13 protein-coding genes, 3 tRNA genes and 1 pseudogene are annotated in these 13,220 nt (G+C 62.4%); 6 read left to right on the forward strand and 11 right to left on the reverse strand.

Annotated elements, in window-relative coordinates:
* Positions 1–254 precede the first annotated feature (254 nt).
* Positions 255–328 (forward strand) — tRNA-Gly (locus KL771_RS13050).
* Positions 329–448: 120 nt separating this feature from the next.
* Here KL771_RS13050 and cysE read toward each other — a convergent pair.
* From cysE to KL771_RS13070, 4 genes are all read right to left on the reverse strand, one after another.
* Positions 449–1,312 carry a serine O-acetyltransferase gene (gene cysE, locus KL771_RS13055; RefSeq protein ID WP_261968998.1) on the reverse strand — a complete coding sequence of 288 codons (864 nt, stop codon included), beginning with the start codon at positions 1,310–1,312 and terminating at the stop codon, positions 449–451.
* 348 nt (positions 1,313–1,660) lie between these two features.
* Positions 1,661–1,745, reverse strand: a tRNA-Tyr gene (locus KL771_RS13060).
* Between the two features lie 230 nt (positions 1,746–1,975).
* Entirely contained in the window at positions 1,976–2,437 is a 462-nt protein-coding gene (locus KL771_RS13065) for a hypothetical protein (RefSeq protein ID WP_261968999.1), read from the reverse strand.
* 242 nt (positions 2,438–2,679) lie between these two features.
* Positions 2,680–3,405 (reverse strand): hypothetical protein, encoded by a 726-nt coding sequence (locus tag KL771_RS13070; protein ID WP_261969000.1) that lies wholly within the window; start codon positions 3,403–3,405, stop codon positions 2,680–2,682.
* A 313-nt stretch (positions 3,406–3,718) separates the two neighbouring features.
* On the opposite strand from KL771_RS13070, the gene KL771_RS13075 reads away from it, so the two are divergent.
* Complete coding sequence (locus KL771_RS13075) at positions 3,719–4,552, forward strand: TrmH family RNA methyltransferase (protein WP_261969001.1); 834 nt, start codon at positions 3,719–3,721, stop codon at positions 4,550–4,552.
* Positions 4,553–4,587: 35 nt separating this feature from the next.
* Here KL771_RS13075 and KL771_RS13080 read toward each other — a convergent pair whose 3' ends face one another.
* On the reverse strand, positions 4,588–5,097 hold the full coding sequence (locus KL771_RS13080) for a DUF1203 domain-containing protein (RefSeq protein ID WP_261969002.1): 510 nt from the start codon (positions 5,095–5,097) through the stop codon (positions 4,588–4,590).
* Between the two features lie 279 nt (positions 5,098–5,376).
* Between KL771_RS13080 and KL771_RS13085 the strand changes: the two genes are divergently transcribed.
* The 3 genes from KL771_RS13085 (at position 5,377) to KL771_RS13095 (ending at position 7,598) form a co-directional block, all read left to right on the forward strand.
* A tRNA-Thr gene (locus KL771_RS13085) sits at positions 5,377–5,451 on the forward strand.
* A 232-nt stretch (positions 5,452–5,683) separates the two neighbouring features.
* Positions 5,684–6,652, forward strand: a complete 969-nt coding sequence (locus KL771_RS13090; RefSeq protein ID WP_261969003.1) for a thymidylate synthase — start codon at positions 5,684–5,686, stop codon at positions 6,650–6,652.
* A gap of 28 nt (positions 6,653–6,680) precedes the next feature.
* Positions 6,681–7,598 (forward strand): alpha-glutamyl/putrescinyl thymine pyrophosphorylase clade 3 protein, encoded by a 918-nt coding sequence (locus KL771_RS13095; RefSeq protein ID WP_261969004.1) that lies wholly within the window; start codon positions 6,681–6,683, stop codon positions 7,596–7,598.
* Positions 7,599–7,611: 13 nt separating this feature from the next.
* On the opposite strand, the gene KL771_RS13100 is transcribed toward KL771_RS13095, so the two are convergent.
* The 4 genes and pseudogenes from KL771_RS13100 to KL771_RS13115 all read right to left on the reverse strand — a co-directional run.
* A complete protein-coding gene (locus KL771_RS13100; protein ID WP_261969005.1) occupies positions 7,612–8,712 on the reverse strand; it encodes an ImmA/IrrE family metallo-endopeptidase in 1,101 nt (366 codons plus the stop codon).
* Complete coding sequence (locus KL771_RS13105) at positions 8,712–9,041, reverse strand: hypothetical protein (protein ID WP_261969006.1); 330 nt, start codon at positions 9,039–9,041, stop codon at positions 8,712–8,714. The genes KL771_RS13100 and KL771_RS13105 overlap by 1 nt, the downstream gene beginning before the upstream one ends.
* A gap of 42 nt (positions 9,042–9,083) precedes the next feature.
* Positions 9,084–9,440 (reverse strand): hypothetical protein, encoded by a 357-nt coding sequence (locus KL771_RS13110; protein WP_261969007.1) that lies wholly within the window; start codon positions 9,438–9,440, stop codon positions 9,084–9,086.
* 219 nt (positions 9,441–9,659) lie between these two features.
* Positions 9,660–9,779, reverse strand: a pseudogene (locus tag KL771_RS13115) (transposase); the annotation flags it as partial.
* Between the two features lie 208 nt (positions 9,780–9,987).
* On the opposite strand from KL771_RS13115, the gene KL771_RS13120 reads away from it, so the two are divergent.
* The gene (locus KL771_RS13120; protein WP_261969008.1) at positions 9,988–11,283 is read left to right on the forward strand and encodes a VWA domain-containing protein; all 1,296 of its coding nucleotides are present in this window, start codon (positions 9,988–9,990) and stop codon (positions 11,281–11,283) included.
* Between the two features lie 21 nt (positions 11,284–11,304).
* On the opposite strand, the gene KL771_RS13125 is transcribed toward KL771_RS13120, so the two are convergent.
* Positions 11,305–11,910, reverse strand: a complete 606-nt coding sequence (locus KL771_RS13125; protein WP_261969009.1) for a winged helix DNA-binding protein — start codon at positions 11,908–11,910, stop codon at positions 11,305–11,307.
* Positions 11,910–13,217 (reverse strand): TRAP transporter large permease, encoded by a 1,308-nt coding sequence (locus KL771_RS13130; protein ID WP_261969010.1) that lies wholly within the window; start codon positions 13,215–13,217, stop codon positions 11,910–11,912. Before KL771_RS13130 ends, KL771_RS13125 begins: the two co-directional genes overlap by 1 nt.
* Positions 13,218–13,220 lie beyond the last annotated feature (3 nt).

The following is a 13,220-nucleotide window of genomic DNA, read 5'->3' on the forward strand; positions in this document are numbered from 1 at the left end:
CCGGGAGCCGCCGCCCGCCGGATTGGCATCGCCCCCCAACCACAGCCAGCCGGGGCGTCAGCCCCCAGAGTCACGGGAACCACCCGACGCGACCGCCTGGCCGCCCTGGCCGCCCTGGCCGCCCTGGCCGCCCTGGCCGCCCTGGCCGCCCTGGCCGCCCTGGCCGCCGCCAGGACATTCTTTCCACCGATGCGTCAAGCTCCGATCCGGGAGGTTGCCTTCGCGCCCGGCCTTCGCTATCTCATGGTCGGACTGCGGGTATAGCTCAATGGTAGAGCAGCAGCCTTCCAAGCTGAATACGCGGGTTCGATTCCCGCTACCCGCTCCAGCACTTAGCGAAATCTGAGCTCTGAAATCACGGCCCATCGAGCCGGGAATCGCGCGTCACCCGTGACGGCGCACAGCGCCGCGGCGCGGGGATCGACCAGCCGCCGGGAAATGCCGCCCTTCAGATCGCATAGGTGAAGCCGTCGTAGTCGGTGCCGGCGAGGGTCTGGTCCATGGACTGGGCCGGGCGCAGGGTGACGGCATGGGGGATGATGCGGGCCGGGATGCCGACGGCGGTCGAGTGGGCCGGCACCGGCTGGGTGACGACCGAGCCGGCGGCGATGCGCGAATAGGCGCCGATCTCGACCGGCCCGAGAATGCGGGCACCGGCGCCGATCATGACGCCGCGCCGGATCTTCGGATGGCGGTCGCCGGCGCCCGTGCCGGTGCCGCCGAGCGTGACATTCTGCAGGATCGAGACATCGTCCTCGATCACCGCGGTCTCGCCGATGACCAGGCCCGAGGCGTGATCGAGAAAGATGCCGCGGCCGATCGGCACGGCCGGGTGGATGTCGGTCTGGTAGACCTCCGACGAACGGCTCTGCATGAACAGGGCCAGATCGCGCCGCCGGTTCGACCACAGCCAATGGGCGATGCGATGGGTCTGGATGGCCGCGAAGCCCTTGAAGAAGATGAAGGGCTCGATCAGCCGCCCGGCGGCCGGATCGCGCTCAACCACGGCCTGCAGGTCCGCCCGGATCGCCTCCCCGATCGAAGGCTCGGCCGCGAAGGCGCGCAGGAACACGTCCTGCAGCAGGTGATAGGGCAGCGTATCGGTGGCGAGGCGCACGGACAGCCGGTCGGCAACCGCGGACTCGAAGCTGGCATGCCCGAGGATGGAATGGAACATCAGCGCGTCGAGCGCGGGGTCGGCCTGCAGGGCGGCGATCGCCTCGCCGCGCAGGCGCCCCCAGAGCGGATCGGCAGGGCCGGCCTCGGGCTCGGCGCCGGCCACCAGTTTCAGGACACGGTTGGAACGGGTCATGATCAGGGTCCTCGGACGGCTTCCCGGTCGACTGGCCGCGCCGACACGCCGTGTCGACCGACCGGCCCCGAAGCCTGTCAATAACCCTATCACCGACTGGACTATCGCCCGTTGCGTTTTGCCGGGACGGCGCGGATCAGCTTTTTGCCTTCCGGCTTGACGGAGGAATATCCGATGCGGACGCTGGTCTTTCGAGCGCGATGCGCGGGCCGTCCGGACGGGGCAGCGTGGACGCGGGAGCGCCGGTGCGGCGATCCGGGTGCACAGGTTCGCAGCCGTCATCCACCGGGGGGACGGGTGCCGAACGGTCGGGTCCCTCGCGGGCGCGCCTGAATTTCGAAAGGAAAGTGGTGGGGGAAGTAGGACTCGAACCTACGAAGGCTTAGCCAGCGGATTTACAGTCCGCCCCCTTTGCCGCTCGGGACATTCCCCCATGTGCCGGACGATGGGGACCACCGCGGATGACACAGGCAGCCGGCTTTCTTGCGAAGCGCCGTTTGCGGGCGGAGTTATGGCGACCCGGCATCGCCCTGTCAACAGCCCTCCGGCGCTTTCAACAGCCTGCCCGGACAGCCGGTCTGTGCCGCACGATCGGCCGGTGGCGAAGCGGCTATCCGGGCCGCCGGGCCTCGGCCGAACGGGCCTCGTCCGTGCCGAAGGGTGTCAGAAGGAGGCCTTGCTGTCGAAGGTCGTGCCGACGATGGTACAGACCACTTCCGGGATGGTCACGTCGCCGGTGAACTGGATCTGCGGGAAGCTGCCGCCCTGCAGGAGATAGTGGGTGTCCATGGCGACCGTATAGATCTGGGTGGCATTGGAACCGTAGAAGAAGCGCGGCTCGATCGGCGTCACCCGGCTGGGCGTGCCGCCGGCGCTGGTCGCCACCCCGATCGTGCCGAAGCGGATCGGCATGTTGCCGGTGACCCGGCACAGCAGGTGGCGCAGCATGATCGGCTTGTTGCCGATGCGCGTGAAGTCGAGCCGGCAGGTCGCCGCCGACGGACAGGCCGCGCTGACCGTCTCCTCATAGTAGCTGCCGTTGCTGACCGTCAGCGCCTGCGCCGGCGCCTGGACGCCCCAGGCCGCGATGGCGAGCAGGATGGCCTTCGAAATACGTCCCGTCATGCCGATACTCCAAAACCGCGTGGATGCAACGACGACAGGCTATGGTTTCACTCATTGATATACAATGATTAAAATTGCAACCAATAGAATATAACCCCGTGCAGCCGGTTCTGTTCGTCATGGCACCCGCCTGGCGTCTTCGCGCGTCTGGTCGCCCCTCGAAAGCGGGCGCCAGCGGTCGATCGGGTCGGACCATCGGGTCGCCCTTCCAATCCCGCGCATGACGAGCCCAACGAGCGGTTTCAGTGGCTCCGAACCCGGAATCGGATCCGCTCACGGTTCTGGTCGTCGCTGTAAGCCGTCAGTCCGAGGACTTGTGCGCCGACCGGAAGTTTTGAGGCCTCCGAAAAGCAGTCACCGTTGATCGTCATCATGGTCCGGTAGTCCGATATGAAGACCGACTTGGCATCGACGTCACGCCGGAAAACGCGGGGCGGCATGACCGACACGCCGTCTTTCATCCCGATGGCGCCATGCTTCTCGACGATGTCCCGATACACATCCTCGTAGATGAAGGCTTCCGGGCCTTGACTGAACAGAACGAAGAAATCGTCCATGGCGCTCGCAAAGACGCTGGGTTCCATGGTTATCGGATCCAGGGAATAGACCGCGGAGGCGGCCGGTCCGTCCCCCGGTACGGTTTCGACCGCGAACTGCTCGCCCATGGCCGTACCGGCAAAGCACCAATAGGGCCTCAGATCGCTTGGCCAGGCGAATTTCCAGCTCGACTCCGCATTCCAATGACGAATGTCGATGCCGCGCTCGCCCCGGACGCCATAGACTTTCAGATAGCCGTTGAAGAATGTCAGGCCTCCGGGACTGCTGCTCCGCAGTCGTCTGAGAATGCGCGAGGATTTGTCAGGGCCCTGAATCGTCTCGATGTCGAAGCCGGGATCCATCGGTCCAGCGGGAAGAGAGGCATCTGCAAAGGACAGAATTCTTCGCAGAAGTTCGGCATCGTCGCTCATCACCTGAAATCCCCGAGAGGGTCGGCCGGACAGAACGACCCCTAGCAGATCGATTCCCATCGGCTTTGCAACCACCGGCTATGCATTCGCCGCCATGGGCCCCTGGACTGATCAGACCGAACGGCGTCCGGGTGAACGTCCGGCGCGCCACGGCGGCTCCAGCGCCCGCCAGGCGCCATCTCGCTCCCGCCGTCCGTCGCGTCGCCCTCGAAGCCTGGAGCGTCGACGGACGGCCTCCCGACGGGCGCTGCGCCCTTCCCCCTGGGGCGCAGGCGGCCTATGGAAGGCGATCACGCACCGAGTGGCCCGCCCCATGACCGAAGACCACCCCGACAAGCCCCGTGCCGCGCGCCCCGGACGCCGGCCGTCCAAACCGCCGGTCGCCCAGCGTCGCCGCACCGGCGGCGGCAATCCGGCGCCGGAGGGCCGCGTCTTCCTCTATGGCCTGCATCCGGTGGAAATGGCGCTCGCCAATCCCGACCGGGTGATCCACGCCATCTATGTCACGCGCAATGCGGAGGCACGGCTGAGGGAGCGCGGGCTGACCTTCCCGGTGGAGCCGCAACAAGTCGAGCCGCGCTGGATCGATGCGCGCGTCGGCGCCGACACCGTCCACCAGGGCGTCCTGGTCGAGACCGAGACGCTGACCACGGACCGCATGTCGGCACTGCGCAAGGCGCGGCTGGTGCTGGCGCTCGATCAGGTGACCGACCCGCACAATGTCGGCGCGGTGATGCGCTCGGCCGTGGCGCTCGGCGCGGACGCGTTGCTCACCACCACGCGGCACAGCCCGGAGGAGACCGGCGTGCTGGCCAAGTCCGCCTCCGGCGCGGTCGATCTCCTGACCCATGTCGAGGTGGTCAACCTGGCACGCACGCTCAACGCGCTGCGCGACGACGGCTTCACGGTGATCGGGCTCGACAGCGACGGCCCGGAGCCGATCGAGGCGGTCCGGCCGGGCGCGCGCGCCGTGCTGGTGCTCGGCTCGGAGGGCAAGGGCCTGCGGCCGATCACCCGCGACGCCTGCGACCAGATGGTCCGGCTCGACATGCCCGGCCCGATCAAGAGCCTCAACGTCTCCAACGCCGCCGTGCTGGCGCTCTATCTGGTCGGCCGTGCCATGCCGGCCGCGGAGGGAGCGGCATAGCCCGCCGCGTCGGGGGGCCCTTTCCCTGGCGCCCGTCAGGCCCGCTCGACCCGGGCGGCGTAGCAGCCGCGGCGGGCGAAATGGACATGCAGATAGGCGATCTCCGGCCGCGCCAGCCAGGCGGTCGCCAGCGGCTCCAGGTCCGCGCCCTCGACGACCTCGGCCTCGACGATCATGTCGGCGCCGTCATAGGCGCGCACCGACAGGAGCCGCGTGCGGATCTGCGCCGGCACATGGTCGAGCACCAGGGGGCCGGCCCGGTCGAGCCCGCGCCGGCGCACATAGATCGGCCCGCGCGCCCCATAGGGGCTCAGGGCCGGCTGGTGCTCGTAGTTCATCAGGAGCAGTTCCTCGCCGGCCTCGGCCTCGTCGAGCGTGACGCGGCACGGATAGCCGCCGCCCGCCTCCGCGATCACCCGCACGGCGCCGATCGCGGCGAGCCCGTCAGCGTCGAGCGCGAAGGCAGCCGCGACGGCGGCCGGATCGATGCCGCAGATGCGGAACGGCAGGGCACGGGTCTCGGGCATCGAAAGCGTGGCGGTCATGGACGGTCTCCCGGACGGGCGTTGAAGCCCGGCCACCCTGCCCGGCCGCGCCCCGTCCGACGACCCGATTTGCGACGCCGCCGGCGCTTCCGTCCGCCGTCGCCGACCGATCCCGCCCGCACCGCGCCGCCGGCGACCTTTCCCTCACCGCCCGGCCGACCGCCACAATGGCTCGCCATCCCCAGCGTCCGGCCTCCCACGAGCCATCCCCAACCGGCATGCCCTCCACCCGATCCGGGGGATGAATCCCGCCGCCGCCTATGCTATGGCTCCGCCGACGCCGGCATAGCTCAGCGGTAGAGCAGCGGTTTTGTAAACCGAAGGTCGGGGGTTCAATCCCCTCTGCCGGCACCAAGTTTCACTTCAAGTGTACCTACAGCACGCAAAAAGTTTTGTATTGGTCGCTACAACGCGTCCGGTCGATCATCGCGTTTGCCGCGTAGGACCCGCGCATCCCGAAACCACGGACCCGTTCTGGGTAGCGCCTCTAGACAATCAAGCCGTGCAGGCAGACGATGCACACAAGTGGCACCCGCAGCGGGTTCTGGCACACTTAACCCAAAGCTCAATCGGATGGAGGGGCATTTTGGAGATTGAAGGCGATAGCCTGGATGCCTTGCTCGTTGAGCTTTATGGGAAGCTAAACAACGGAGCGAACCGGAACGTTGGCACTCGCGGCGAAACACTCGAACAGTTAGGCGTTATACTCCGCTTAGCAAAACCGAGGGCGAGACTCAGCAGATCTGAAGATCGAGGCAAGCCATTCAGCGCGCTAGGAGAGTTTCTTTGGTACCTCTCAGGCTCAAACTCGCTTGATTTTATAGAGTCGTATGTACCGATGTACCGCAAGGAAGCTGAACCAGACGGTACGGTTCATGGTGCATATGGTCCGCGTCTGCTGAACATGCGGGCAGGGATAAACCAGTTCTCAAGTGTTATCGAGCTTTTGCGGGAACGTTCCGGCTCTCGCCGCGCTGTCATCCAAATCTTCAACGCAGAGGATATCGCGACTCACCACAAAGAGGTGCCTTGCACGACCACGCTTCAGTTCTTCGTTCGCAATGATCACTTGAGTATGGCGGTTACCATGCGGTCCAATGATGCATATAAAGGGCTACCACACGACGTATTCTGCTTCACGATGATCCAGGAGATGGTTGCCAGAGCCCTAGGAGTTTGCCTCGGAGAATACATCCACTTCGTTGGCAGTATGCATTTATATGAGTCAGATTTGGCCAAGGCCGCGCACTACTTGAAAGAAGGGCACCAACGAGTCGTAGAAATGCCGCCTATGCCCCTGGGAGATCAGTTTCCTGTAGTGCCGCTTTTGGTGGAATTTGAAGAGAAACTGAGGAACGGCGAGATAGTCGACGCAAATGTGACATTTGACAGCGATTATTGGGCGGACATTGCTCGCCTCCTTCAAGTCTTCTGGCTTTCTGGGAAGCCAGAGCGAATTGATGAGGTGATGGAGAAAATATCAAACAAGCACTACACTGTTTTCGCCGAGAATCGGAAAGGCGTACCTGAGCGACAAACCCTGGGGCGTGTTTAACTTCTCCATCGGGTGGCGAGGAAAGAGAATGTGGCCATCGCGCGAAAATAGACGCCAAGCATTAATGCAGGCGATGAGGCAACATTCCAATCATGTCCGGCCACTGCCAGGAATTGGCGATCCAAATGCATGTGAAGTACTGGCGACCCAATTTGTAGCCAGCGAGCGGAGAGAAGATTATTATAAACGCCTACGGAGCAGGGCCATATCAGCGGATCGGGCTGATCCTAATCATCCGTCCTTTGACGCAGAACGTGCGGTAGTTTATCACATACAGATTGGGAATGTCGAAGAGGCTGCTTGGCTAATCTTTCTGATGACTCACTTCGCAAAACCAGCGGACAGCGGCTGGTTACGGCTCCGCCAAGTTTACGGAGAGCTTGGTTCAGGGGTTTGGAGCTGGGCAAGGGTGTCGGCTGCCCCGAATAGATTCCTCACGTGGATTGAAGCTAATTGGGAGAATATTGGCGGTAAGTTCGGGAACCATCGGAAGTATGAAAGCTTGGATCCAGAAGCTAATCGGAGCTTCAGACGGGTCTTAACCGATTACCTTGCATGGATAGGCCCTGCAGGCCATCTCAGTTTCTTCGGAAATGCGGTGCGTATCGCTGGCAATGCTCCTGGCACGATATTTGATTATCTCTATCGAGATATGGCAGTCATCAGCTTTGGGCGACTTGCTAAATTTGACTACCTTTCGCTCCTAGCCCGATATGAGATAGTACCTATGCACCCAAGCTCAGCTTACTTTAGTGGAGCAACGGGACCTGTCCGTGGAGCACGACTGTTGTTTGACGGGAATCCCGAAAGTCCCACTTCTTCCGCTCGGCTTCAATCCTATGTCGATGCCCTCGACATCGACATCCAAGTGGGTATGCAAGTCATGGAAGATGCGCTTTGTAATTGGCAAAAGAGCCCGACACATTTTGTCCATTTTTTGGGCTGACCGTTCACTAACCTTAGACAAGTATAGGCTCGATTTCTTCCCAGGCCCAATGACGCTTCAAGTAGTTAAGTTGGTGGTGACCGATAACGCCCCGATGCTGCATCTGCCCCACTGTAAGCCCCGGGGCGATCCCTAAAGATACACTGAATCTAACCACTGCATTTTTTGATGCCGACAGTTCCTCTAGTTGCTCAGACATAGGCAAGGGAATTATACAAGAACTTGCAAAAGCGTTTGCTTGGCGCTCAATTTCCTCATCACCCGGTAAATCTTCGCTATCAATAAATGTGCCGCCTTGATGTAGTAAAAGATGCCCAAGCTCATGGAAGAGCGTAAACCAAAACTGATCATCGGCACGATGCCGAAAGCTCATAAGCAGCATTGCTTTGTCTGCAGACACCATACGAGTTGCGCCGCTAGCACGGCAGCCCGGAGGAGCTTTTACGACAACTAACGCAACTCCAGCTTTTGCCAGAGCAGACTTTAGAAGCGGAAGAAACCGTCGAGGGTGGCTGACCTGGGTCAGTTTTCGAATGCTATCTAAACACGACCTTAGTTCTTCAGGGTTCCACTTGTTAGTATCTGCGAGTTCCGCTTCCATTTCTCCGCGCCGGAGCCACAACAATGTGGCATCTTGCTTAGAAGCAAACGCCTGTGATGACCTAAAGCGAGTTGCACCTATAGTATTCCCGTAGCGACGCTCCCATGCATCCATCCTAGGAACGTTGAAGAAAACGAGGCGATTGCGGAGTTCCTGACGGAGTTGAATGTCCGACATTCTTCTTTGCTGATTGCGGCCCGAAGGTGAAGGGACCAAACTTAGCCACTCGTCGCATTCGGTTCTGGCAACTACTTCAATAGCTCGATCCAGAGCTGCATCGAAGTTTGCTTGACGGCGCAACCAGAATTCCTTGCTTGCACCTAGCTTGCTCGCCAGAGCGCTAGCTATGCCCTCGTCGATCGCACAAGTTCCATCGAGAATTGATCTCAGCGTGTTTAGACCGTCGGTCAACGAACCCGCGACCTCGGCAGGCGTCAGTCCACGCCGCTTCATTAAGACCCGCACGCTGTCGCCGGGTTTCGAGAACCAGTCAGCATTGGACTGGGAATCCATCAGCTGGGCCTCTCTATGCTGGTTAGCTTCAGTCGTGACACGGTCTGCCATTCTATAGCGCCCTCGGCGTCGAGGGCGAATCGGTTTCCCACCGGCATAAAGATTGCTCGCAGACCGGAGCCGAAGTCGAGCGACATAGTGCCGTCCCCTGAAACCTGGGCTTCCGGGCCATATATGTCGATCACCTCTTGGCAATTTTCAGCGGCTTCGATGTCTGCGATCAACGTAATGAGCGCAACGCCGTCCAAATGGCCATAGGCATCTACCGCGGTCGCGTACTCGCAACAGCGCTTTTGAAGCTCGATCGTCTCAAATGAAATGATGACCATCGACTCGATGTCTCGAATGACCAGCTCGTGTCAATCGTAGTTCTATTGCGGCAGCGCTGAGTTCGGCCGCCTGTTCGCTTGCTTTGCACGGATCAGTTCAATACGGCGCCAGTTTCGATCCAGTTCAGCCTCTGCTGCCTCATCAAGATCGATTTGCATCGCGTGGCACAGGCCAGCTAATGTGACCATCACTCCTCCCACTTCTTGGCGTCGATTCCCGACTTCGCGCGCGAAAACATAATCGACGAGTTCCAGGGCCTCGCGCTTGCTACACCCTGCCGCTTGAGCCAACTCAAGAGACTCTTCAAGAAATCTGTGCATACGTTCCTGCTGGTCGTTGACCGAACTCGTTGGAAAACAGGCACGTAGCCATTCCACCACCCTCCGCTGGAAGCTCATTGATTGGTCCCTCTTCTCACAATTTTAAGTTTCGGGCAGGGTAGACGACAAATCTCGGAATATCTGCCTGGGGCGGGCCATATCCACAGGTTCGATCTAATTGTTGATCCTGGGTAGCAGCCTGATTAGCCTCTTCCTATTGGGTCATTTCACCGTATTTGAAAAATTTATCAGCATGCAGGTACCCTATCGAGGGTTGCCAACGCATTGGCTCAAGATCCGTAGCCGGTCGTCGAACACGTCGAGATCCCGCGCTGCCTGCGCGACGCTGACGCCACGCTCCCGCACCAGCCTCACCGCCTCCAACTTGGACATTCTGCTGAAACGTCTGCGTACCATCCGATGCCTCCTGTTCCATCATGACACCTAAACTCGGTGTCCGTGAAATCGGCAGCAGGCCACCGCATCCGGTCTCAACACATCCCGCGCCGGGGCCGCCGTCAAAAACATCGGCTTGATTAAAATTGTACGGATCGGATTAACGGCGATTTCGCTTGTCGGCCGGATAGTGCGCCATGGTGCGGTCTCAAACCAGTTGCGTTGTCTCATGATCCGGTCCGTTCCCGATTCCTTTCTCCGCCTCGCGCAGGACAGGCGCGGTTCGCTGACCAGCAGTTTCGCGCTGCTGACCGTCCCGGTGCTCGCCATGCTCGGCGGCATGCTGGATTTCGGCGTCGTCACCAATGCGCGCGGAGACATGCAGAACGTGCTCGATGCTGCCGCACTGGCGGTCGCCAAGGATGCCGGCAACATGACCGAGGCGCAGGTTCAGGCCGCGGTCCTGGCCTATTTCAACAGCACCTACACGTCGAAAGACGTGACCGGGATCACCGTCTCGGCCACGCTCGTGAGCGGCAGCGCCGGCGACAAGTCGGTGACGGTGACCGGCACCGGCTCGGTCAAGACGACCTTCCTCGGCCTGCTCGGCATCGACGACCTGACCTTCTCGACCTCGTCGACCGCGACCTGGGGCTCGACCCGGCTTCGTGTCGCGCTGGTGCTCGACAATACCGGCTCGATGAGCAAGTCCGGCAAGATGACGGCGCTGAAGTCGGCGACCAAGACCCTGCTAACGCAGTTGAAGGCCGCGGCGACCAGTACCGAGGATGTCTATGTCTCGATCATCCCCTTCGCCCGCGACGTGAATGTCGGCACCGGCAATGTGGATGCTTCCTGGATCCGCTGGACCGAGTGGGAATCGGAAAACGGCACTTGGACCTGGGTCAAGTCAGGTCGCAGCGGTTACTATGTTTGGAACACGGCAAGCCATAGCACCTGGAACGGCTGCGTCATGGACCGCGACCAGGACTACGACACCAAGGACACCGCGCCGGATAGCGCGACCTCGGGCACGCTCTACCCGGCCGAGCAGTATTCGGACTGCCCTGCTGCCGTGATGGCGCTCTCGAACAACTGGACCTCGCTGAACAGCAAGGTCGACGAGATGACGCCGAACGGCAACACCAACCAGGGCATCGGCCTGCAATGGGGCTTCTCGTCGCTGACCAAGGGGCCGCTGGCGATTCCGAGCAAGGATTCCAGGTACAAATATACCGATGCGATCGTTCTCTTTACCGACGGTCTGAATACCGAGAACCGCTGGTCGAGCAAACAGTCGAGCATCGACGCTCGCCAGAAGAAGACATGCACCAACGTCAAGGCCGCCGGGATCGTCCTCTATACGGTCCAGGTCGACACCTCCGGCACCGACGGCGTATCGACGCTGCTGCAGGATTGCGCCACCGACACGTCGAAATATTTCATGCTGACGTCGTCGGATCAGATCATTTCGACGTTCCAGTCGATCGGAACCTCGCTGTCGCAGTTGCGGCTCTCAAAGTGACGGGCCGCGTCCGGGCCGCCGTCACAGCGAGGCGGCGGCACGGGCAGCTTGGTCGTAATGGCCGCTGAGCGAGCGGATGCGGCGGGCGACCTCGCTGAGCGCGGCACCCTCGACGCCGGTCGACAGCACCGAATCGACCAGCAGCGCCTCCCGGATCTCCGCATATTTCCGGCAGGCCGCTTCCCCGGCCGGCGTGATGGCGGCAAGCTTCTCCTTGCCGCGCCGGCCGCTCTTGACGAGCTTCAGCCGCTCCAGCTTCTTCAGCGCGTAGGCGACCGTGTGGGTGTCCTCGATATTGAGGACGAGGCAGATGTCGGACAGCGTCTTGGCCTTGGCCCGGTGATTGACGTTGTGCAGCACCAGGACGTCGAGCGGCGAGAGGTCCGGCACGCCCGCCGCCGCCATGCAGCGCACGATCCAGCGGTTGAAGGCATGGATATACATGACCATGCCGAACTCGATCTCCGACAGGGCCGGCATGGCCCCGGCGGCGAGATGGCCGGAGGAGACGATCGGGCCGACGGCCGTGTGCCGCGCCCGCGCCCTATCCGCCGCACCGCGCGGAGTTGCAGCGTCTCCTCCAAGCGGCGTGTCGTTCCGGTCCGGCCGGTCGTCGTCCGCCGCCATCACTTCGCTCCGAGCATCTGTTCGGGCAGCCAGGTGACCAGGCCCGGCGCGACGGTGACGAGCACGACCATGGCGATCATGCCGACGAAGAAGGGCAGCGCGGCCAGCGCGACATAGCCCATGTTCTTCCGCGCCAGCGACTGCAGGACGTAGAGGTTGAACCCGACCGGCGGCGTGATCTGCGCCATCTCGACGACCAGCACGATGAAGATGCCGAACCACAGCAGGTCGATGCCCGCCGCCTGCACGGCCGGCAGGATCACCGAGGTGGTCAGCACCACCATCGAGATGCCGTCGATGAAGCAGCCCATGACGATGAAGACGACGGTCAGCGCCGCGATCAGCGCGCCCTGGCTGAGCTGCATATGGCTGATCCAGTCGGCGAAGAGGCGCGGCAGGCCGGTCAGTCCCATCGCGGTCGACATGAAGGCGGCGCCGGTCAGGATCAGGCCGATCATGCAGGAGGTACGCACCGCCCCGGTGACGCTCTGCCAGAAGGTCTCGGTGGTCAGCCCGCCCGTGGCCAGCGCCAGGACCAGCGAGCCGACCACGCCGAGCACGGCGGATTCGGTCGGCGTGGCGTAGCCGCCATAGATCGAGCCGAGCACCAGCACGATCAGAAGGACGGTCGGGATCAGGCGGCGCGACCGGTCGAGCTTCTGCATGAAGCTCATCGGCGCGTCGGCGGGCGGGATGCGCGCCGGCTGCGTCCAGGCATAGACCATCACGATGCCGGAGAAGATCAGCATCAGGACGATGCCGGGGACGACGCCGGCGATGAACAGGCGCGCGATCGAGACCTGCGCGGCGACGCCGTAGACGATCATGATGATCGAGGGCGGGATCAGCAGGCCGAGAGTGCCCGAGCCGGCGAGCGAACCGACCACCATGAAGTCGTCATAGCCGCGCCGGCGCAGTTCCGGGATGGTCATCTTGCCGATCGTCGCCGCCGTGGCGGCGGAGGAGCCGGAAATCGCCGCGAAGATGCCGCAGCCGTAGACGTTGGTGTGCAGCAGCCGGCCCGGCAGCCGCTGCATCCAGGGGGCGAGGCCCTTGAACATGTCCTCGGCCAGCCGCGAGCGGAACAGGATCTCGCCCATCCAGATGAACATCGGCAGCGCCGTCAGCGACCAGGAATTGTTCGCCCCCCAGGTCGAAGTGGCGAACATCAGCCCGGACGGCCGCGTCGTGAAGCTCTCGATGGCGACGAAGCCGACGGCGGCGAGCGCCATGCCGATCCACAGCCCGCTGCCCAGGAAGGCGAACAGGCAGACGGTGAGGAGGATCGCAAGCGTGGTGGGTTCCATGGC

The organism is Prosthecodimorpha staleyi (assembly GCF_018729455.1).
Taxonomy (GTDB): Bacteria; Pseudomonadota; Alphaproteobacteria; order Rhizobiales; family Ancalomicrobiaceae; genus Prosthecodimorpha; species Prosthecodimorpha staleyi.

Excerpts from the sequence above, each read along its gene's own strand:
- cysE (WP_261968998.1), bottom strand. The coding sequence starts at position 1,312 with ATGACCCGTTCCAACCGTGTCCTGAAACTGGTGGCCGGCGCCGAGCCC.
- KL771_RS13110 (WP_261969007.1), bottom strand. The coding sequence starts at position 9,440 with ATGAGCTTCCAGCGGAGGGTGGTGGAATGGCTACGTGCCTGTTTTCCA.
- KL771_RS13065 (WP_261968999.1), bottom strand. The coding sequence starts at position 2,437 with ATGACGGGACGTATTTCGAAGGCCATCCTGCTCGCCATCGCGGCCTGG.
- KL771_RS13130 (WP_261969010.1), bottom strand. The coding sequence starts at position 13,217 with ATGGAACCCACCACGCTTGCGATCCTCCTCACCGTCTGCCTGTTCGCC.
- KL771_RS13125 (WP_261969009.1), bottom strand. The coding sequence starts at position 11,910 with ATGGCGGCGGACGACGACCGGCCGGACCGGAACGACACGCCGCTTGGA.
- KL771_RS13070 (WP_261969000.1), bottom strand. The coding sequence starts at position 3,405 with ATGAGCGACGATGCCGAACTTCTGCGAAGAATTCTGTCCTTTGCAGAT.
- KL771_RS13100 (WP_261969005.1), bottom strand. The coding sequence starts at position 8,712 with ATGGATTCCCAGTCCAATGCTGACTGGTTCTCGAAACCCGGCGACAGC.
- KL771_RS13080 (WP_261969002.1), bottom strand. The coding sequence starts at position 5,097 with ATGACCGCCACGCTTTCGATGCCCGAGACCCGTGCCCTGCCGTTCCGC.
- KL771_RS13075 (WP_261969001.1), top strand. The coding sequence starts at position 3,719 with ATGACCGAAGACCACCCCGACAAGCCCCGTGCCGCGCGCCCCGGACGC.
- KL771_RS13120 (WP_261969008.1), top strand. The coding sequence starts at position 9,988 with ATGATCCGGTCCGTTCCCGATTCCTTTCTCCGCCTCGCGCAGGACAGG.
- KL771_RS13105 (WP_261969006.1), bottom strand. The coding sequence starts at position 9,041 with ATGGTCATCATTTCATTTGAGACGATCGAGCTTCAAAAGCGCTGTTGC.
- KL771_RS13095 (WP_261969004.1), top strand. The coding sequence starts at position 6,681 with ATGTGGCCATCGCGCGAAAATAGACGCCAAGCATTAATGCAGGCGATG.